The organism is Streptomyces sp. NPDC091416 (genome assembly GCF_044756845.1).
Taxonomy (GTDB): Bacteria; Actinomycetota; Actinomycetes; order Streptomycetales; family Streptomycetaceae; genus Streptomyces.
This window is the reverse complement of sequence record NZ_JBIVTU010000010.1, coordinates 132473-151719: the sequence shown is the minus strand read 5'-3', so window position 1 is coordinate 151719 and position 19247 is coordinate 132473. Positions and strand designations below refer to the sequence as shown.

The window sequence follows — 19247 nt, the reverse complement described above, 5'->3', positions numbered from 1 at the left end:
GGGCCCGGCCGGTGACGGCCGGGCCCTGAGCGCTGTCCAGCCTGGATCCGTGCGGTCTCAGCCGTCCGTGCGGTGCTCCGAGACGCGGACCGAGAGCCCGTAGTCCAGCTCCGATCCGTCGATCAGCAGGGCCTGGACGGTATGCGTCGCGGGGTCGATGTCCGCCACCATTCCCTCGCCGGCATACCGGGGGTAGCCCGACTCGCCCGTCTCCCCCGTGGCGGTCACGACCGCCGAGCGGATGGGCGCGCCGGGCCGGGGGCTCCCGGCAGCATGGCTTCCGGAGCTCTCCGCCGGCACGTCCTCGGTGTCCTGGTCCTCGGCGGCCGTGTCGTTCCCGGCCGCCGCTTCCTGCTCTTCCTTCGCGTCCTGCGCGTCCCCCGTGCCCTGATCCCCGGCGGCCGCGTCGCCGGCGCCTGAGGCCTTCGTCCCGGCTCCCCCGGCCGCCGTGCCCTTGACGTCGGCGAACGCGGGGACCAGCAGGATCTCGTAACTCTGCGGATGGCTCATGGTCATGACGCTAGGCAAGGGGCGTCCACCGCGCATGTTGCCGCGCGGGCGGCCGGTTCAGCTGGACTCGCGGTGGACGGTCCGGGCCCGCAGCAGGTCGTGCCGCTCCGGTTCCGTCCCGGGGTGCCGGACCAGGCGGTCGACGAGATCGGCCAGCGGCTGCACCGTGGCCAGTTCCATCCGTACGCTGCTGAGCCTGGGCCTCAGCAGCCTTCCCAGCATCGAGTCGTCCGCGCCGACCACGGCCGTGTGCCCGGGCACCTGGATCCCGGCGTCCTGGAGGGCCCGCATCAGCAGCATCGCGTAGGCGTCGTCGTACGCGAAGACGGCGTCCAGACCGAGCGTGCTCCAGCGGGCGGCCAGGGCGGCCGCCGATTCCTCCGTGTAGCGCAGCGGGAGCTCCTCGATCCGGGCGCGGCCGGTGGCGGCGGCCCGCCGGGCACCGGCCAGCCGGGGGCCGGCGAACAGTGCGGGACCGGGCTCCACGGGCATCACCACGCCGATTTGGTGCCGGCCGCGTTCCAGCAGATGGCGGACGGCGCTGGCGCCGACCTCCCGCTGATCGGTGATCAGCGCGTGGGCGCCGGGGACCGGTTGCGGTCCGAGGGTGATCACCGCTTTCGCGCCGGAGCGCCGGAGGAGGGCGATGCCGTGCGGGGCGAGAGGGACCGAGCCGGGCGCGATGACGGCCACGGGCCTCAGTTCGGCCCAGGCGCGGGCGGCGTCGTCCGGGGCGAGGCCGATGGAGCCGTACTGGACGACGGTGTAGTCCAGGCGCCGCAGGCCGGATTCCAGCCCGTGCAGGAAGCGGTGGTGCAGCGGTGCGGAGGGGAGGTGCGCGGTCGGCAGGAGCACCATGCGCGAGTGCCCGGCGCGCAGGCTCCGGGCGGCCGCATGCGGGACGTAGCCGAGTTCGGTGGCGGCCTCCCGCACCCGGCGGCGGGTCGGATCGCTGATCCTCACGGCCGTGTTGTTGTTCAGCACGTACGACACGGTGGCCCGCGAGACGCCTGCCAGCCGCGCCACGTCGGCGCTGGTCGGGACGGGGCCTTCGGCGGGCTGCTCGGTTAACTGACTCATGGCGTCGGGCAGTCTTCCAGACCCGTTCGGCACGGGAACGCGCCGGGGCCCTGACCGGGTGTCAGCCTCGGGCGGAGGTCCGGACCGCGCCGGAGGCACGGGCCGACGGGCCGGGGTCCGCGGCCCGTGGGACGGACCCGCTCCACGCGGGGCGCCGCACAGGTCCTACGGTAAGGCGATGACCATCCAGCACCGCAGCGACAGCAATGACCTCACGTCCGCCTTCCCCGGCCGGTCCGGCCCCACGGCCACCTCTCAGGCCGATCCGCACGACGTGGGCCCCGTCCGCACCTCGTACGCCCCCGACCGGGACGGCGACCCGGATCCCGGCGAGATCGTCTGGACCTGGGTGCCGTTCGAGGAGAACGACGGGCGCGGCAAGGACCGTCCGGTTCTCGTGGTCGCCCGTGAGGCGGCGGGGACGCTGCTCGCCGTACAGCTGTCGAGCAAGCAGCACGACCGTGACCGGGAGTGGGTGGCGCTGGGGGCGGGTCCCTGGGACAGCTCGGGCCGTCCTTCATGGGTCGACCTGGACCGGGTGCTGCGGCTGCACGAGGACGGCATGCGGCGTGAGGCGTGCGCGCTGGACCGGGACAGGTTCGACCTGGTCGTCGGGCGGCTGCGGGAGCTCTACGACTGGCGGTGACGGCGCAGGCGCCCGTCCCGGGCCGTGGCGCCTCCGTGCGGCCGTGGCGGGCGCGCCGACCCGAACGGTCCAACCACGACGCATCCGCTGACGTCGAACCCTATGGCTCAACGTCAGGGTGAGGGTTGAACGTCCGCTGCGAACACCCGCTCGAATGCGGTTCTGGTGGGCGCATCGGCGGCGCGGTCGAGGACGCCGAAGACGATCTGCTCGAAGTGGCCCGCGAATCGGCCGCCTCCGGTGAGCAGTGCACGGAAGGCGCCCGCCACCTCGGCCGGGTCGTTCCGGAACACGCCGCATCCCCAGGCACCCAGCACCAGCCTGCGGTAGCCCCGTACCGCCGCGACCTCCAGCACCCTCTCGGCGCGCGAGGCGAGCGCGGCGGGGATGAGGTGGGCCGACTCCGGGGTCCTGCTGCGGATCACGCCGGCGTTGGGTGCGGGCGAGGTGAGGAATCCTGCCGCGTACGGGGTGTCGAGCAGCCGGCCGCGGTCGTCCCGGAAGACGGGTACGCCCGGTGAGTGGATGACCCGGTCGGTGTAGAAGGCGCTGCGTTCGGCCCGGTGGTGGGCGTAGTACTCGGGGGCCCGCAGCAGCGTCGCGTAGAGGGCGGAGCCGCGGCACAGGGCTTCCTCCTGCGCCTGCGCCCCGTTGAGATAGCCGCCGCCCGGATTACGGGCGGACGCGTAGTTCAGGACGGCGACCTTCCCCGGTCCCTCGCCCGTCATCCGGGCGGCCGCACGGAGGCTGCTCTCGCCGGTGACCTCGATGTGCGGGGTCCGGTTCCCGTCCAGTGCCGCGACGTGCAGCGGCTCGGGGCCGTACAGCCCGGTACCCGAGAGTGCGGCGGTCAGCGCACGCTCGATGCTGACCTCACGGCCCTGCGGTGTGCGGTAGTGACCCGCCTCGACGATGGTCTCGGTCTCTCGCGCGACGGCGCGCAGCCGGGCGCTCACCGGCCCTCCCCCTTATGGTGCATACGGGGCATCGTCAACGACCCCACGGCATGGCCGCAAGTGAATTTCCGGCGCACAGGGGCACCCTTGTGCGATCTCCCGGCAGGGGTTTGGGTAGGACGGTCGCACCGGAACAGGAGGCCCGGCATGTCAACCGACGCACCTGGCGCACACGGTCCGCCCGGACAGGCCACGCCCCTCGGCGAGGGCGAGGCGGAGGATTTACTGCGCTGCATCTGCTTCAAGACGGGACCGCCCCGCATCGTGGGCGTCGAGCTCGAATGGCTCCTGCACGATCGCGACCGGCCCCACGTGCCTGTCGCACACCACCGTCTCGACGCGGCCGCGAAGGCCGTCGGGGCACTGCCCCTGAACGCGGCGCTCACCTTCGAACCCGGCGGCCAGCTGGAGCTCAGCTCGCGCCCCGCCGACTCGCTCATGACCTGCATCAACGACACGGCCGCCGATCTCGCCGCCGTACGCGACGCCCTGGACCGGCTGGGCCTGGTTCCGGCCGGGTTCGGCGTCGACCCCTGGCATCCCCCGCGCCGGCTGCTGCGCCAGCCCCGCTACGACGCGATGGAGACCGTGTTCGACCGGTCGGGCCCCGCGGGCCGCGCCATGATGTGCACGACCGCATCCGTCCAGGTCTGTCTGGACGCCGGAGAGGAGGAGCCGGGACCGCTCGGATACGGGCGGCGCTGGCAGCTGTCCCATCTGCTGGGCGCCGTCCTGGTGGCCGCGTTCGCCAACTCGCCGTTCCGGCTGGGGAGGCCGGCGCCGTGGCGGTCGACGCGCCAGTCCCTGTGGGCTGACCTCGATCCGCTGCGCACCCTGGCCCCGTCCGGGCATCTGCCGCCCCGGGACGCCTGGGCAGCCCATGTGCTCGACACGCCCGTGATGTGCATCAGAGGCGGCGAAGGACCCTGGGCCGTGCCCGAGGGACTCACCTTCCGCGACTGGATCCGCCGCGGCGATCCTCGACGCCCCGTCCGGGCCGATCTCGATTACCACATCACCACGCTGTTCCCGCCGGTACGCCCGCGCGGACATCTGGAGCTGCGCATGATCGACGCACAGCCGGGCGAGGACGGCTGGCTCGTCCCGCTCGCCGTCACCACGGCCCTGTTCGACGACCCGGAGGCCGCCGAGACCGTGTACCGCACCGTCAAACCCCTGGCCGAGACGGCGGGTCCGCCGGCCGCGCCGCGCAATCCGCTCTGGGCCGGGGCCGCCCGCGACGGGCTGACCGATCCGGAACTGCGGGCGGCGGCGGTCACCTGCTTCGACCTCGCGCTGGAGGCACTGCCGCGCCGGGGAGCGACGGAGACGGTACTGGAGGCGGTGGCCGGGTTCCGGGACCGCTATGTCGCCCGGGGCCGATGTCCGGCCGACGACCTGCGGGATCTGCTCACCACGGACCGGCGCCCCGGTTCGGTCCACCCGAAGGGGACCCTCTCGTGACCGACTCCTCCGCACCTTCGCCGCACGGCCCGCAGCGCCCGGACGTCCAGGACCCCGAGGCGCTCCGGGAGCGCGCGCTCGCCGCGCTGCTCACCGCCCGCGAGCGGACCGGGATCCTGACCGACAGCGTGGACGACCACGAGCTCACCGCTCAGCACTCGCCGTTGATGTCCCCCCTGGTCTGGGATCTCGCGCACATCGGCAATCAGGAAGAGCTGTGGCTGCTGCGCGGCGTCGCGGGCCGCGAGGCCATGCGCCCGGAGATCGACGGCCTCTACGACGCGTTCGAGCACCCCCGGGCCACCCGGCCCTCCCTGCCGCTGCTGGCGCCCGCCGAGGCCCGCTCCTACGCCTCGGAGGTACGCGGCCGGGCTCTGGACGTACTGGAGTCGACACCCCTGGGCGACCGGCCGCTGGTGCGGTCCGGTTTCGTCTTCGGGATGATCGCACAGCACGAACAGCAGCACGACGAAACCATGCTGATCACTCATCAGCTGCGCTCGGGCCCGGCCGTGCTGAGTGCTCCGGAACCCCCGCGGCCCGCCGGCGCGGCCGCCCTGGCACCGGAGGTCCTGATCCCCGGCGGCCCGTTCACCATGGGCACGTCGACCGAGCCGTGGGCGCTCGACAACGAACGGCCCGCGCACCGGCGCGAGGTTCCCGGCTTCTTCCTCGACACCGCACCGGTGACCTGCGGCGCCTACCGGGCGTTCATCGAGGACGGCGGCTACACGGAGCGGCGATGGTGGCAGCCCGAGGGCTGGGCGATGGTGCGTGAGCACGGGCTGACGGCACCGCTGTTCTGGCGCCGGGACGCCGGACAGTGGCTGCGCCGCCGCTTCGGGGTGACCGAACCGGTTCCGGCGGACGAGCCGGTGCTGCACGTCAGCTGGTACGAGGCGGACGCGTACGCCCGCTGGTCCGGCCGCAGGCTGCCTACCGAGACGGAGTGGGAGAAGGCTGCGCGCCACGACCCCGCGGCCGCGCGCTCCCGGCGCTATCCGTGGGGCGACGAGGACCCGACACCGGAGCGCGCCAACCTCGGGCAGCGCCATCTGCGCCCCGCGCCTGCGGGAGCGTACGCGGCCGGGCGCGCTCCCTCGGGCGCCGGGCAGCTGATCGGCGATGTGTGGGAGTGGACGTCGAGCGACTTCCTGCCCTATCCGGGCTTCGCACCGTTTCCGTACCGCGAGTACTCGGAGGTGTTCTTCGGTCCGGAGCACAAGGTGCTGCGGGGCGGCTCGTTCGCGGTGGACGCGGTGGCGTGCCGGGGGACGTTCCGCAACTGGGACCTTCCGGTGCGGCGTCAGATCTTCGCCGGTTTCCGTACGGCCAGGGACATGTGATGTGTCGTCATATTGCCTATGTGGGGCCGCCGATACCCTTGGGAGCCGTACTGACCCAGCCGGTGCATTCGCTGGTACGGCAGTCCTGGGAACCTCGTCGGCAGCGGTACGGGACCGTCAACGCGGACGGATTCGGTGTCGGGTGGTACGCCGACGGGGACCCGGTGCCGGGACGGTACCGCCGCCAGGGGCCCGTATGGGGTGACCAGACGTTCGCCGATCTGGCCCGGGTGGTCCGCAGCGGCGCCCTGCTCGGCGCGGTCCGGGACGCCACCGAGGCCGACCCGGACGGCGAGGCGGCGGCCGCGCCGTTCCGCGGCGGCGGGGTGCTCTTCAGCCACAACGGCGCGGTGAAGGGCTGGCCCGGATCCGTGGCACCGCTGGCGGCTGCCCTGCCCCCGGCCGAGTTGCTCCGCCTCACCGCCCGCTGTGACTCCGCGCTGGTCTGGGCCCTGGTCCAGCACCGCCTGGCAGCGGGCGACGCGCTCCCGGAGGCGGTCGCCGGCACCGTGGTGGAGGTCGCCGGGGCGGCCCCCGGATCCCGGCTCAACCTGCTGCTCACCGACGGTCGCACCATCGCGGCGACCGCATGGGGCGACACCCTCTGGTACCTGGCCGAGCCCGGCAGGCACGTGGTCGTCGCCTCGGAGCCGTACGACGACGATCCGCGCTGGCAGGAGGTCCCCGACCGCACGCTGCTGACCGCGACCCGCGCCGAAGTCCTGCTGACCACGCTCAAGGAGCCCACCCAGTGAGTCCCTTCCTGCTGACCCGTACCCTGCCGGTGGACGCGACGGACGCGGCGCTGCGCGCCGATGTGCTGCTCGGTCTGACCCGGCAACCCAAGACGCTGCCGCCCAAGTGGTTCTACGACGCCCGCGGCAGTGAGCTGTTCGAGGAGATCACCCGGCTGCCCGAGTACTACCCGACGCGCGCGGAGCGCGAGATCCTGATCGACCGGGCGGCCGAGATCGCGGCCGCGTCCGGTGCCCGGACGCTCGTGGAGCTGGGATCGGGCTCGTCGGAGAAGACCCGGCACCTGCTGGACGCCCTGGCGGACCTGCACAGTTACGTTCCGGTCGACGTGAGCGAGAGCGCGCTGCGCGGTGCGGCGGACGCGCTCCTGAAGGAGCGGCCGGAGCTGTCGGTGCACGCGCTGATCGCCGACTTCACCGCGGAGCTGGCACTCCCGGACACTCCGGGCCCCCGGCTGGTGGCCTTCCTCGGCGGCACCATCGGCAATCTGCTGCCCGCCGAGCGGGCCGCGTTCCTTTCGTCGGTGCGGTCGTTGCTGTCCCCCGGTGACACGTTGCTGCTGGGGACGGATCTGGTGAAGGACGAGAAGGTGCTGGTCGCGGCGTACGACGACGCGGCCGGGGTGACGGCCGAGTTCAACCGGAACGTCCTGTCGGTCGTCGACCGGGAGCTGGGTGCGGACTTCGCGCCGGAGGACTTCGAGCACGTGGCCCGGTGGAACCCTCAACAGGAGTGGATCGAGATGCGGTTGCGGGCCCGGCGGGCCCTGACGGTGAAGATCCCGGAACTGGATCTGCTGGTGCCGTTCGAGGACGGTGAGGAGCTGCGGACGGAGGTTTCGGCGAAGTTCCGCAAGGACGGTGTGCGCGGTGAACTCGCCGCTGCGGGCCTTCGGCTGAGTCAGTGGTGGACCGACTCGGCAGACAGGTTCGCGCTGTCGCTGGCCACCGTGGACTGAGCCATCGCGGCCAGCGCTCGGCGGCCGTGGACGCTGCCCGCCGGGATCGGCGCCCTGACGTGGATCTCGGCGGTCAGCCCGGCCGCCCGCACCACCCGCCACAGGGAGGCGGCCAGCGGATCGTCCCCCACGAACGCGGCGGCCCCCGCCGGGGCCCGGCGCCCCGCGGGCGCGGTGAGGTAGCGGATGCGGACCGGCTGGACGGCGGCCTCCGCGTCGATCGCCGCCTGGAAGGCGGCGGGCCGGAACCGGCCGCCGGACCCGCGCCCGCACCAGGTACTGCCTTGCGGGAAGACCACGACGCGTGCGCCGCCCCGCAGCGCCGTCGCCAGCGCGTGCACGGTCGCGGGCAGCGCGCGCAGCCGTTCGCGCTCGACGAAGAGGGTCCCGCCGAGCGAGGCCAGTGGCCCGAGCAGCGGCCAGTTCCTGATGTCGCTCTTGGCCAGCATGCGGCCGGGGCACACGGCCGCGATCAGGGGGATGTCCAGCCAGGAGACGTGGTTGGCGACGACCAGGACCCCCGGCCCGCCCCGCCGGGTGTCCGGCCGGCCGACGACGCGCACCTGTACCCCGAAGGCGCGGACCACCCCGTACGCCCAGCCCCGGGTCAGCCGCTCCCGGACGGCCCGGCCCAGGAGCAGCGCGAGCGGGGTGCACAGCGCGCCGGTGAGGGTGAGCGCGCAGCCCGCGAGCAGCAGGGCCGCTGCCGTGAGCGGGCGCCGGGCGGGGCCGTCGTGGGTGGCGCAGCCAGGCGGGGTGCACGGTGAGACGGGCAGCCAGGCGCTCACTGCTGCGGGGCGAGCGCGAGGAAGTGGCGCAGGTAGCGGGGGTCGGTGGCGCGGAGCGAGAGCAGGACGTACAGGTCGGCGGCGTTGAACTCGGGGTCATGGGCGGGCGCCCCGCAGACCCGGGCACCGAGGCGCAGATAGCCGCGCAGCAGGGGCGGGAGCGAGGACAGTCCTCCGGGACCCTTCGGGAGCCCGGCCGGAGGCTGCCACAGGCGGTGCGGCGCGACCCAGTGGTCCTCGGGCGCGAGGTGCTTCGTCCGGACGGTCTCCCAGGCCCGGGCGGCCGCCGTACCGCCGTCGGAGAGCGGGATCGAGCAGCAGCCGGCCAGCCAGTTGTGCCCGCTGCGCTCCATGTAGCGGGCCAGACCGGCCCAGATGAGGGCGATGACGGCGCCGTCGCGGTGGGCCGGGTGGACGCAGGAACGGCCGACCTCGACGAGGTCGTCCCGGACCGGTTCCAGCCGGGTGAGGTCGAACTCGCTCTCGGCGTAGAGGCGTCCGGCGACACGGGCACGTTCGGGCGGCAGCAGGCGGTACGTGGCGACGGTCTCGCCGGTCGCCGTCTCCCGGACCAGGAGGTGGTCGCAGTACGCGTCGAAGGCGTCACTGTCCAGACCCGGTTCGGGTCCGTCCAGCCGGGCGCCGAACTCGGCGGCGAAGACCTGGTGGCGCAGGCGCTGGGCGGCGCGTATCTCCGCCTGGTCCACGGCGAGGGAGACCCGGTAGCGCGGCGGGGCGGCTCGTTCGGGCCGCTGTACCGGGACGGGCGGGGCAAGGGGGGAGGCGGTGGGCAGCGCATGCATGACGGACTCCGGGGACGGGTCGGCAGGGACGGCTGCCGGGCCTTCGCGCAGCGGCGAGGACCCGGACCCTCCTACTTCTTCCGTGACCGGCTGGATTCGACGTGTCCGCCATGGGGAGCGGGGATGTGCGACGGCTGAATCCCGTGGTGCGCGACGGCCGGACCGCGTGCCGCGCGATGGCACCGGCCCCCCGCCGAGGCCGTGCGACGACGCCTGCAACCCGGGTGGTGCGCCTTCCCGGGCCGCGCTCCCGGGTTACGTGCCCTCTCGGGCCGCGCTCCCGGGTTACGTGCCCTCCCCTGCAACGCTCCCGGGTTGCGCGACAGCCCCGCTCTCCCCGGCAGGCCACCGTGCCGGGGACGAAGCCCCGCTGTCCCCCGCGAGGCCGGGCCGCGGCTGCCGGGTCAGCTGCCGGCGAGCAGCGCGGTGATGGTCTCGGATGCCTTCTTCGCCTCGGTCGCCGGGTCCCCGCCCTGGAGGACCGCCGTCATGTACGGCTTGATCGGGTTGGCGGCCTCGACGGCTGCCCACTGCGGCGAGTTGGGGGTCGCGTGGCCCCGTGCCGCGCCTTCGGCCATCGCGGCGGTGCTCTCCTCGCCCTCGATGACGTGGGCCAGCGAGGTCTTGTTGGGCACGTAGCTCATGGCCTTGGCGAGTTCCTCCTGCCATTTCGCCCCGGCCAGTGCCTTGATGACCTCGAATCCCGCGCTGCGCTGGTCCGCCTTCTGCGGAATGATCAGGTCGGAGCCGCCGGTGAATACGGATCCGGGCGCCTTCGCGGTCTTGCCGGGTATGGGGAAGTAGCCCAGCTTTCCCTTGAGTTCCGGGTTCGCCTTCTCGATCAGGGTCGCGCTGCTGGGCGTGGAGATGATCTGCGCGACATCGCCCTTGGCGAACACGTCGCTCTGCGGCGGCTTTTCCTCGTCCGCGTCCTTGGGTCCGTCGCCCAGCGCCTGGAGTTCGGAATAGAAATCCATTCCCCTCAGGGCTTCCGGGGTGCCGAGCGCGCCCTGCCAGTCCCCGCCCTTGTCGGTGGCGAGTTCGCCGCCCTCGTCCCAGATGAATCCGGCGAGCACGTACCAGTTCTGGCCCGGCAGATACATGCCCTGATTGCCGTTCCGGTTGAGCTTCTCGGTGTCCTCGATCCACTGTGCGCGCGTCTTCGGCGGGCTCTTGATTCCCGCCTCCTCGAACAGATCCCTGTTGTAGATCACCACCCGGTTGGCCGCGTACCAGGGGATTCCGTACTGGACGCCGCCGATGCTGCCCGGCTCGGCCAGGCCGGGGAGCCAGTCCTCGCTGCCCAGGTCACGCATGGATTCCAGGGTGAGGTCACGCAGGTTGCCGCTCTCCGCGTACTGGGCGACCTGGGTGTTGCCGACCTCGATGACGTCCGGGGTGTCCTTGCCGCCCAGCGCTTCGAGAACCTTCGGCCCGATTCCGCTCCAGCTCTGAATCTTGAACTCCAGTTCGACCGAGGAGTGCTCCTCCTCGTACGACTTCTTGAAGCGGTCCAGGAAGTCGCTGGTGACACTGTCCTTCATCAGCCAGATCGTGACCGTCTTGCCACCGGAACCGCCCGAGCCCGGGATCATTCCGCACCCGCCCAGCGCGACAGTGGACATCAGGGCAATGGCTCCGACGAGCATGCGGTTCTTCACGGGGTCACCTTCTGCGAAACGGCAGGACAGACTTGCGGACCCGGTGTGGGGGACTGCGGGCTGCGCTCGCACGGGCGTGGCTGGATTTTGGTATGGACCAATCCTTTGGTCAAGGGCGGTTCCGGACAGACCGACGCTCCGAGATGTCTCGCGAACCTCAGCGAGGTGGGGCACCTTGGTAAAAGCGAGAGGAGACATACCATGTCGAACCACACGTATCGCGTCACCGAGATCGTAGGAACCTCCCATGACGGCGTCGATGCGGCCATCCGCAACGGCGTCGCAAGAGCTTCCGAAACGTTGCACAATCTCGACTGGTTCGAGATCACCCAGGTCCGCGGACAGATCAAAGATGGCCGGATCGAGCACTATCAGGTCGGCCTGAAAGTCGGCTTCCGGCTCGACGACCCGGAGTGACGGACCCGGTCCCGGTCAGGTGCGCCCCTCGCGCTCCTGAGCGTCCTTCAACGCGGGCGAGGCGGCCGCCCAGCGGGCGCGCACCACCGTGAATCCGGCCAGCTGGGCGGCGTCGCAGACCAGCTCGTCGTCGTCCACCAGCATCCGCACCGCGCGGCTGCGGCCAAGCCGTCGCAGGGTCTCCAGTTTGGTCGTGCGGGCCGGCCGCCGGTCGTCGTTGCGCCGCATGTGGAGCGGCCCCGCGGGCAGCCCCTGCCGGGCCAGCCAGGCCACGGTGTCCTTCCGGCAGCGCTCCGGCCTCCCGGTGAGGTAGACGACCTCGCACTCCTCGGCGCTGCTCACGGCGAGCCGTACGCCTTCGGCCAGCGGCGGGTCCGCGGGAGCCGCCGCGAAGAATCCGGCCCAGTCGCGCCGCGGGCCCTCCAGGAAGTACTGGCGGTGGGCGGTGTCCGCGAGGGTGCCGTCCAGGTCGAACACGGCCAGCGGCCGGGCGTCGTCGTCTCTCATGTGCCCAGCCAACCAAGGGACGGCGGCGTTCGGCCACCCGGCGCGGCCGCGGCCGTGTGCGGAAGCACCCGGGTCCCGGGGCATCTCGTCCGGCTCATGCCGGGAGTGCGCGGTCCGGCGCCCGACCTCGCTCCCCGGTCCCCGGGTTCCGGTCCCCGGTCCACTCCAAGCAGAAGACCCTAGAATCAAACCGTTTGCCCCGGTCAGCCTGCCCGAACCGTACGGAGCCCCACCCCATGCCCACCCCCCACGATCCGTACGTCAGGGTCCGCGGCGCACGCGAGCACAATCTGCGCGACGTCCGGGTCGACATCCCGCGCGACACCCTCACCGTCTTCACGGGTGTCTCCGGCTCCGGGAAGTCCTCACTGGCCTTCGGAACCATCTACGCGGAGGCCCAGCGCCGCTACTTCGAGTCCGTCGCGCCCTACGCCCGGCGGCTCATCCATCAGGTGGGCGCACCGAAGGTCGGCGAGATCACCGGGCTGCCGCCCGCCGTCTCGCTGGAGCAGCGCCGGTCCGCGCCCGGTGCGCGGTCGTCCGTCGGCACGGTGACGACCCTGTCCAACTCCCTGCGGATGCTGTTCTCCCGGGCCGGGGAGTACCCGGCGGGGGCCGAGCGGCTGGACTCGGACTCCTTCTCGCCGAACACCGCCGCCGGGGCCTGCCCCGAATGCCACGGGCTCGGCCGGATCCACCGCACCACCGAGGAACTCCTGGTCCCCGACCCCGGACTGTCCATCAGGGCCGGGGCGATCGCCGCCTGGCCGGGGGCGTGGCAGGGCAAGAACCTGCGCGATGTGCTGGACGCTCTGGGCCATGACATCGACCGGCCCTGGCGCGATCTCGATCCGGCCGACCGTGAGTGGATCCTGTTCACCGACGAGCAGCCGGTGGTCACCGTGCATCCCGTGCGCGACGCGGACCGGATCCAGCGCCCGTACCAGGGTACGTACATGAGCGCGCGTCGCTATGTGATGCACACGTTCGCCGATTCCCGGAGCCGCACGCTGCGGGCCAAGGCCGAACGCTTCCTGACGAGTGCGCCCTGCCCGGTCTGCGGCGGCAGCCGGCTGCGGCCGGAGGCCATGGCCGTGACCTTCGCGGGCCGTTCGATCGCGGAGCTGGCGGGCCTCGCGCTCACGGAGCTGGCCGAGGTGCTGTCGGCGGCGGGCGGGGACGACACCGCGCGGGTGCTGACGGGGGATCTGCTGGCCCGGATCGGGACGGTCACCGAACTGGGACTCGGCTATCTCAGCCTCGACCGTACGGCTCCGACGCTCTCCTCCGGCGAGCTCCAGCGGCTGCGGCTGGCCACCCAGCTCCGGTCGGGCCTCTTCGGCGTCGTCTACGTCCTGGACGAACCCTCGGCCGGGCTGCATCCGGCGGACACGGAGTCGCTGCTCGCGGTGCTCGGCCGGCTCAAGGAGGCCGGGAACACGGTCTTCGTCGTGGAGCACCAGATGGATGTGGTGCGGCAGGCGGACTGGCTCGTCGACGTGGGGCCGCTGGCCGGTGAGCACGGGGGCCGGGTCCTGCACAGCGGGCCGCCGGCCGCTCTCGCCGACGTCGCCGAGTCGGCGACGCGGCGCTTCCTCTTCGACGACGCCCCCGCCCCCGTACGCGAGGTGCGCCCGCCCTCGGGGTGGCTGCGGCTGCACGGGGTGAACCGGCACAACGTGCGCGGCGTGGACGCCGCCTTCCCGCTCGGGGTGTTCACGGCCGTCACCGGGGTCTCGGGCTCGGGCAAGTCGACGCTGGTGGGTCAGGTACTGGCGGGCGCGCTGGCGGACCGGCAGGCCCCGGACAGCGGGGAGGAGGAGGTGGAGCGGCCGGCACCCGGCTGCGCCTCGGCGGAGGGGCTGGCCGCGGTGGACCGTCTGGTCCAGGTCGACCAGCGGCCCATCGGCCGTACCCCCCGTTCCAACCTGGCCACGTACACGGGGCTGTTCGACGTCGTGCGCAAGCTGTTCGCCGCGACCGACGTGGCGCGCGAGCGAAACTACCGGGCCGGGCGGTTCTCCTTCAACGTGGCGGGCGGGCGGTGCGAGACCTGCCAGGGCGAGGGGTTCGTCTCGGTGGAGCTGCTGTTCCTGCCCAGTACGTACGCGCCCTGCCCGGACTGCCACGGAGCGCGGTACAACCCGGAGACGCTCGACGTCACCCTGCGGGGACTGAACATCGCTCAGGTACTCGACCTCACGGTGGAGTCGGCGGCCGGCTTCTTCGCGGACACGCCCGCCGCCGGGCGCAGCCTGCGGACACTGCTCGACGTGGGGCTCGGCTATCTGCGCCTGGGGCAGCCGGCCACGGAACTGTCCGGCGGCGAGGCGCAGCGGATCAAGCTGGCCGCGGAACTGCAGCGTGCCCGGCGCGGCCACACCCTGTACCTGCTCGACGAGCCGACGACCGGGCTGCATCCGGCCGATGTCGAAGTGCTGATGCGGCAGTTGCACGGGCTGGTCGACGCGGGCAGCACCGTCGTGGTGGTGGAGCACGACATGGCCGTGGTGGCGGGTTCCGACTGGGTGATCGACCTCGGCCCGGGCGGCGGCGACCGCGGCGGCCGGATCGTGGCGGCCGGCCCGCCGGCGGAGGTGGCCCGGGCCGAGGACAGCCGAACAGCCGCGTACCTCCGAGCCGCGCTCCCTCGGGGTTGACCACCCGGCGCATCCAACTTCCCTTCGGCCCACGCGAGTTAAGCGCCAGGGCAGCGGCTGGACATGAAACAGTAAAGAACGTTGACAGTTATCTGGTCCAGACCAATCATGGGCATGCCTCACGGCATTCCGCCCGTCGTCCCACCCCGCTGGGAGCTGCCCCATGAGACGTCCAAGAACAGTCGGCGCCGTCCTCGGCGCCTTGGCCACCCTCGTCGCGTCCGCCGGCCTGGTCCTCGGATCAGGCGCCGGCGCCCAGGCCGCCGCAACCGCCGCCACTCCCCTGCCCGCCCACGTCTTCGCCCCGTACTTCGAGGCGTGGAACGGCGACAGTCCGGCCGCGCTCTCCCAGGCGTCCGGCGCGAAGTACCTGACCATGGCCTTCATCCAGACAGAGGCCCGCGGTTCCTGCACCCCGTACTGGAACGGCGACGCGGGAACCCCCATCGCCTCGTCCGAGTTCGGCGCCGACTTCACCACCATCCGCTCGCGCGGCGGTGACGTGATCCCGTCGTTCGGCGGCTACGCCGCCGACAACGGCGGAACCGAGATCGCCGACAGCTGTACGAACGTCGACTCCATCGCGGCGGCGTACGAGAAGGTCATCACGACCTACGACGTGTCCCGCCTCGACATGGACATCGAGGACAACTCGCTGGAGAACAGCGCCGGGATCGACCGCCGCAACAAGGCGATCAAGAAGGTCCAGGACTGGGCCGCGGCCAACGGCCGCTCGGTGCAGATCTCGTACACGCTGCCCACCACCACGAGCGGTCTGGCCGAGAGCGGCCTCGCGGTGCTGGAGAACGCGGTGTCCAACGGCGCGAAGGTCGACGTCGTGAACCTCATGACGTTCGACTACTACGACGGTGCCGCCCACCACATGGCGCAGGACACCCAGACGGCGATCACCGGCCTCAAGGGCCAACTGGCCGATCTCTACCCGTCGAAGACCGACGCCCAGCTCTGGGGCATGACCGGCATCATCGAGATGCCGGGCATCGACGACTACGGTCCCGCCGAGACGTTCACCACGGCCGATGCCACCCAGGTCTACAACTGGGCCGTGTCCAAGGGCGTCAGCACGCTGTCGTTCTGGGCGCTCCAGCGCGACAACGGCGGCTGCCCCGGAACCGGCGGCAGCGACACCTGCTCCGGCATCGCGCAGGACACCTGGTACTTCAGCCACACGTTCGCCCCGTTCACGAGCGGCGGCAGCGGACCGGTGACGGACGACTACTCGGTGGCCGTCACACCCGGCTCGGCAACGGTGGCACCCGGCGGTTCGGCCACGGCCACCGTGAAGACTGCGGTGACCTCGGGCAGCGCCAAGACGGTCGCACTGACGACGAGCGGGGCGCCGGCCGGAGTGACGGCGTCCCTCAGCCCGGCGTCCGTCACCGCGGGGGGCACGTCGACGCTGACGGTCAGCGCCTCGGCGTCGGCCGCACCCGGTACGTACACCCTGAACGTGACCGGCGCTTCGGGGACGCTGAGCCACTCGGCCCCGTACACCCTGACCGTCTCCGGTCCGGGCGGCGGCACCGGATCGCTGGTCAACGGCGACTTCGAGACCGGCTCGCTCGGTCCCTGGACCTGCGAGTCCGGCGGCGCGGTCGTCTCCACCCCGGTGCACGGCGGTACGCACGCACTCGCCGCTGCGGCCACCTCCTCGCAGACCGGCGAGTGCACCCAGACACTCACCCTGGCACCCAACAAGAAGTACACGCTCAGTGGCTGGGTGCAGGGGAACTACGGATACCTCGGGGTCCGGGGCGGCGCTTCGGCGAGCACCTGGGGTTCGTCGAGCGGCTACGCCAAGCAGTCGGTGGCCTTCACCACGGGCGCGAGCGGCACGGTGACCGTCTATCTGCACGGCTGGTACGGACAGGGCACGGTCCACGGGGACGATCTCTCCGTGACCTCCTGACCCTGCCGCGGACGCGAAACTTCCCGGTCCCGGGGGCGGGCGGCCTCCGGGACCGGGAACCGGCACGCGTGCTCAGCGGTGGACCTTGCGGGTCGCCCGCAGCCACTCCTTGTTCATCGCGGAGATCGACGGCAGCGGGATGCCCTTCGGGCAGGCCGTGGCGCACTCTCCGGTGAGCGTGCAGCCGCCGAAGCCCTCGCTGTCCATCTGGCCCACCATGTCCAGGACCCGGGTCTCGCGCTCCGGGGCGCCCTGCGGCAGGACATTGAGATGATTGACCTTCGCCGAGGTGAAGAGCATCGCGGAGCCGTTGGGGCAGGCCGCGACGCAGGCGCCGCAGCCGATGCACTCGGCGTGCTCGAAGGCGAAGTCCGCGTCCGGCTTGGGCACCGGTGTCGCGTGCGCGTCGGGTGCCGTACCGGTCGGCGCGGAGATGTAGCCGCCGGCCTGGATGATCCGGTCGAACGCCGAACGGTCCACGACCAGGTCCTTGACGACCGGGAAGGCCGAGGCGCGCCAGGGCTCGATGTCGATCGTGTCGCCGTCCTCGAAGGACCGCATGTGGAGCTGGCACGTAGTGGTGCGTTCCGGGCCGTGGGCGTCGCCGTTGATGACGAGGCTGCACGCGCCGCAGATGCCCTCGCGGCAGTCGTGGTCGAAGGCGACGGGATCGTCGCCCGCGAGGATGAGCTCCTCGTTGAGGGTGTCGAGCATCTCCAGGAACGACATGTCCTGCGAGATTCCGTCCACCTCGTAGGTGGACATGCCGCCGGGGGCACCGGCGTTCTTCTGGCGCCAGACGCGCAGGGTGAGCTTCATGCGTAGCTCCGCTGAGTGGGGTGGACGTACTCGAAGACGAGGTCTTCCTTGTGCAGGACGGGGGCCTCGCCGGTGGCGGCGAACTCCCACGCCGCCGCGTACGAGAACTCCTCGTCCCGGCGGGCGGCTTCGCCGTCCGCGGTCTGCGACTCCTCACGGAAATGGCCTCCGCAGGACTCCGCGCGGTGCAGGGCGTCGAGGCACATGAGCTCGGCGAGCTCCAGGTAGTCGACGATGCGGTTGGCCTTCTCCAGCGACTGGTTGAACTCGTCGCCCGTTCCCGGGACCTTGATGCGGCGCCAGAACTCCTCGCGGATCTGCGGGATCCGGCCGAGGGCCTTGCGCAGGCCCTCCTCGGTCCGGGCCATTCCGCAGTACTCCCACATGAGTTCACCGATCTCTCGGTGGAAGGAGTCGGGCGTGCGGTCGCCGTCGACGGCCAGCAGGAGGTTGAGCCGGTCCTCGGTCTCGGCGACCACCTCCTCCACGGCGGGGTGGGAGGCGTCGACCTCGTCGTGGTGGGGGTTGCGGGCCAGGTAGTCGTTGATGGTCGACGGCAGGACGAAGTAGCCGTCGGCGAGGCCCTGCATCAGCGCGGAGGCGCCGAGCCGGTTCGCGCCGTGGTCGGAGAAGTTGGCCTCGCCGATCGCGAACAGGCCCGGGATCGTGGTCTGGAGGTCGTAGTCGACCCAGAGTCCGCCCATCGTGTAGTGCACGGCCGGGTAGATCCGCATCGGTGTCTCGTACGGGTTCTCCGCGGTGATCTGCGCGTACATGTCGAAGAGGTTGCCGTACTTCTCCTCGACCTTCGCGCGGCCCATCCGCTCGATGGCCTCGGCGAAGTCCAGGTAGACGCCCTGGCCACCGGGGCCGACGCCGCGGCCCTCGTCGCAGACGTTCTTCGCGGCGCGGGAGGCGATGTCGCGGGGCACGAGGTTGCCGAAGGCGGGGTAGATGCGCTCCAGGTAGTAGTCGCGCTCGTCCTCGGGGATCTCGTTGGCGGGGCGGTCGTCGCCCTTGGCCTTCGGTACCCAGATGCGGCCGTCGTTGCGGAGCGACTCGCTCATCAGCGTCAGCTTGGACTGGTGCTCGCCGGTGCGCGGGATGCAGGTGGGGTGGATCTGGGTGAAGCAGGGGTTGGCGAAGTAGGCGCCGCGCCGGTGGGCGCGCCAGACGGCGGTGGCGTTGGAGTTCATCGCGTTGGTCGACAGGTAGAAGACGTTGCCGTAGCCGCCGCTGGCCAGCACGACGGCGTCGGCGAAGTACGTGTCGATCTTCCCCGTGACCAGGTCGCGGGCGACGATGCCGCGGGCCTTGCCGTCGACGACGACCAGGTCCAGCATCTCCGTGCGCGGGTGCAGTTCGACGTTGCCCGCGGCGATCTGCCGGGAAAGCGCCTGGTAGGCACCCAGGAGCAGTTGCTGTCCGGTCTGGCCGCGTGCGTAGAAGGTGCGGGAGACCTGGACGCCGCCGAAGGAGCGGTTGTCGAGGAGGCCGCCGTACTCGCGGGCGAACGGGACGCCCTGCGCCACGCACTGGTCGATGATCTCGACGGAGATCTGGGCGAGGCGGTGGACATTGGACTCGCGGGCGCGGAAGTCGCCGCCCTTGACGGTGTCGTAGAAGAGCCGGTGGACCGAGTCGCCGTCGTTGCGGTAGTTCTTCGCCGCGTTGATCCCGCCCTGGGCTGCGACCGAGTGGGCCCGTCGGGGCGAGTCCTGGAAGCAGAACTGGACGACGTGGTAGCCCTGTTCGGCGAGCGTGGCACCGGCCGAACCGCCGGCCAGACCGGTGCCGACGACGATGACGGTGTGCTTGCGGCGGTTGGCGGGGTTGACCAGTTTCGCCTCGAAGCGGCGGGTGTCCCAGCGCTCGGCGACGGGGCCGGCGGGCGCCTTGGTGTCGGTGACCGGTGCGCCGGTCCCGTAGTCCGTGTAGTCGTTCAT

Annotated in this window: 17 protein-coding genes; 8 read left to right on the top strand and 9 right to left on the bottom strand. The window is 71.9% G+C overall.

Features of this window, described 5'->3' with window-relative positions:
• Positions 1–57 precede the first annotated feature (57 nt).
• Both ACIQMX_RS27975 and ACIQMX_RS27970 read right to left on the bottom strand, forming a co-directional pair.
• The gene (locus ACIQMX_RS27975; protein ID WP_363077701.1) at positions 58–300 is read right to left on the bottom strand and encodes a hypothetical protein; all 243 of its coding nucleotides are present in this window, start codon (positions 298–300) and stop codon (positions 58–60) included.
• 267 nt (positions 301–567) lie between these two features.
• Positions 568–1590, bottom strand: a complete 1023-nt coding sequence (locus tag ACIQMX_RS27970) for a LacI family DNA-binding transcriptional regulator (RefSeq protein ID WP_363077672.1) — start codon at positions 1588–1590, stop codon at positions 568–570.
• Between the two features lie 178 nt (positions 1591–1768).
• Between ACIQMX_RS27970 and ACIQMX_RS27965 the strand changes: the two genes are divergently transcribed.
• The gene (locus tag ACIQMX_RS27965; protein ID WP_363077670.1) at positions 1769–2236 is read left to right on the top strand and encodes a type II toxin-antitoxin system PemK/MazF family toxin; all 468 of its coding nucleotides are present in this window, start codon (positions 1769–1771) and stop codon (positions 2234–2236) included.
• A 113-nt stretch (positions 2237–2349) separates the two neighbouring features.
• Here ACIQMX_RS27965 and ACIQMX_RS27960 read toward each other — a convergent pair whose 3' ends face one another.
• Positions 2350–3192, bottom strand: a complete 843-nt coding sequence (locus ACIQMX_RS27960) for a TIGR02452 family protein (protein ID WP_402482096.1) — start codon at positions 3190–3192, stop codon at positions 2350–2352.
• 147 nt (positions 3193–3339) lie between these two features.
• Here ACIQMX_RS27960 and egtA point away from each other — a divergent pair, with 147 nt between their 5' ends.
• The 4 genes from egtA to egtD are packed head-to-tail and all read left to right on the top strand — an operon-like array spanning position 3340 to position 7716.
• A complete protein-coding gene (gene egtA / locus ACIQMX_RS27955; protein WP_402482093.1) occupies positions 3340–4656 on the top strand; it encodes an ergothioneine biosynthesis glutamate--cysteine ligase EgtA in 1317 nt (438 codons plus the stop codon).
• Entirely contained in the window at positions 4653–6002 is a 1350-nt protein-coding gene (gene egtB, locus ACIQMX_RS27950) for an ergothioneine biosynthesis protein EgtB (protein WP_402482091.1), read from the top strand. The genes egtA and egtB overlap by 4 nt, the downstream gene beginning before the upstream one ends.
• A complete protein-coding gene (gene egtC / locus ACIQMX_RS27945) occupies positions 6002–6757 on the top strand; it encodes an ergothioneine biosynthesis protein EgtC (protein WP_402482089.1) in 756 nt (251 codons plus the stop codon). The genes egtB and egtC overlap by 1 nt, the downstream gene beginning before the upstream one ends.
• Positions 6754–7716, top strand: a complete 963-nt coding sequence (egtD, locus tag ACIQMX_RS27940; protein ID WP_402482086.1) for an L-histidine N(alpha)-methyltransferase — start codon at positions 6754–6756, stop codon at positions 7714–7716. The genes egtC and egtD overlap by 4 nt, the downstream gene beginning before the upstream one ends.
• Here egtD and ACIQMX_RS27935 read toward each other — a convergent pair.
• The 3 genes from ACIQMX_RS27935 to ACIQMX_RS27925 all read right to left on the bottom strand — a co-directional run bounded on the left by ACIQMX_RS27935 (position 7659) and on the right by ACIQMX_RS27925 (position 10968).
• Positions 7659–8504 (bottom strand): lysophospholipid acyltransferase family protein, encoded by an 846-nt coding sequence (locus ACIQMX_RS27935; protein WP_402482084.1) that lies wholly within the window; start codon positions 8502–8504, stop codon positions 7659–7661. The genes egtD and ACIQMX_RS27935 overlap by 58 nt on opposite strands.
• A complete protein-coding gene (locus ACIQMX_RS27930; protein ID WP_363077656.1) occupies positions 8501–9307 on the bottom strand; it encodes a GNAT family N-acyltransferase in 807 nt (268 codons plus the stop codon). Before ACIQMX_RS27930 ends, ACIQMX_RS27935 begins: the two co-directional genes overlap by 4 nt.
• A gap of 404 nt (positions 9308–9711) precedes the next feature.
• Positions 9712–10968 carry an extracellular solute-binding protein gene (locus ACIQMX_RS27925; protein WP_402482081.1) on the bottom strand — a complete coding sequence of 419 codons (1257 nt, stop codon included), beginning with the start codon at positions 10966–10968 and terminating at the stop codon, positions 9712–9714.
• Positions 10969–11169: 201 nt separating this feature from the next.
• Between ACIQMX_RS27925 and ACIQMX_RS27920 the strand changes: the two genes are divergently transcribed.
• Entirely contained in the window at positions 11170–11385 is a 216-nt protein-coding gene (locus ACIQMX_RS27920) for a dodecin (protein ID WP_219570073.1), read from the top strand.
• A gap of 15 nt (positions 11386–11400) precedes the next feature.
• Here ACIQMX_RS27920 and ACIQMX_RS27915 read toward each other — a convergent pair whose 3' ends face one another.
• Positions 11401–11892 (bottom strand): hypothetical protein, encoded by a 492-nt coding sequence (locus tag ACIQMX_RS27915; protein ID WP_402482078.1) that lies wholly within the window; start codon positions 11890–11892, stop codon positions 11401–11403.
• 236 nt (positions 11893–12128) lie between these two features.
• On the opposite strand from ACIQMX_RS27915, the gene ACIQMX_RS27910 reads away from it, so the two are divergent.
• Both ACIQMX_RS27910 and ACIQMX_RS27905 read left to right on the top strand, forming a co-directional pair.
• The gene (locus ACIQMX_RS27910) at positions 12129–14552 is read left to right on the top strand and encodes an excinuclease ABC subunit UvrA (protein ID WP_363077648.1); all 2424 of its coding nucleotides are present in this window, start codon (positions 12129–12131) and stop codon (positions 14550–14552) included.
• A gap of 163 nt (positions 14553–14715) precedes the next feature.
• On the top strand, positions 14716–16482 hold the full coding sequence (locus ACIQMX_RS27905; protein ID WP_402482075.1) for a glycosyl hydrolase family 18 protein: 1767 nt from the start codon (positions 14716–14718) through the stop codon (positions 16480–16482).
• 72 nt (positions 16483–16554) lie between these two features.
• Here ACIQMX_RS27905 and ACIQMX_RS27900 read toward each other — a convergent pair whose 3' ends face one another.
• Both ACIQMX_RS27900 and ACIQMX_RS27895 read right to left on the bottom strand, forming a co-directional pair.
• Entirely contained in the window at positions 16555–17301 is a 747-nt protein-coding gene (locus ACIQMX_RS27900) for a succinate dehydrogenase/fumarate reductase iron-sulfur subunit (protein WP_363077644.1), read from the bottom strand.
• A complete protein-coding gene (locus ACIQMX_RS27895; RefSeq protein ID WP_363077642.1) occupies positions 17298–19247 on the bottom strand; it encodes a fumarate reductase/succinate dehydrogenase flavoprotein subunit in 1950 nt (649 codons plus the stop codon). Before ACIQMX_RS27895 ends, ACIQMX_RS27900 begins: the two co-directional genes overlap by 4 nt.

Bases quoted from the DNA above. Each gene is read 5' to 3' on its own strand.
- ACIQMX_RS27970 (WP_363077672.1), bottom strand. From the start codon at position 1,590: ATGAGTCAGTTAACCGAGCAGCCCGCCGAAGGCCCCGTCCCGACCAGC.
- ACIQMX_RS27965 (WP_363077670.1), top strand. From the start codon at position 1,769: ATGACCATCCAGCACCGCAGCGACAGCAATGACCTCACGTCCGCCTTC.
- egtA (WP_402482093.1), top strand. From the start codon at position 3,340: ATGTCAACCGACGCACCTGGCGCACACGGTCCGCCCGGACAGGCCACG.
- egtC (WP_402482089.1), top strand. From the start codon at position 6,002: ATGTGTCGTCATATTGCCTATGTGGGGCCGCCGATACCCTTGGGAGCC.
- ACIQMX_RS27930 (WP_363077656.1), bottom strand. From the start codon at position 9,307: ATGCATGCGCTGCCCACCGCCTCCCCCCTTGCCCCGCCCGTCCCGGTA.
- ACIQMX_RS27920 (WP_219570073.1), top strand. From the start codon at position 11,170: ATGTCGAACCACACGTATCGCGTCACCGAGATCGTAGGAACCTCCCAT.
- ACIQMX_RS27915 (WP_402482078.1), bottom strand. From the start codon at position 11,892: ATGAGAGACGACGACGCCCGGCCGCTGGCCGTGTTCGACCTGGACGGC.
- ACIQMX_RS27910 (WP_363077648.1), top strand. From the start codon at position 12,129: ATGCCCACCCCCCACGATCCGTACGTCAGGGTCCGCGGCGCACGCGAG.
- ACIQMX_RS27905 (WP_402482075.1), top strand. From the start codon at position 14,716: ATGAGACGTCCAAGAACAGTCGGCGCCGTCCTCGGCGCCTTGGCCACC.
- ACIQMX_RS27900 (WP_363077644.1), bottom strand. From the start codon at position 17,301: ATGAAGCTCACCCTGCGCGTCTGGCGCCAGAAGAACGCCGGTGCCCCC.
- ACIQMX_RS27895 (WP_363077642.1), bottom strand. From the start codon at position 19,247: ATGAACGACTACACGGACTACGGGACCGGCGCACCGGTCACCGACACC.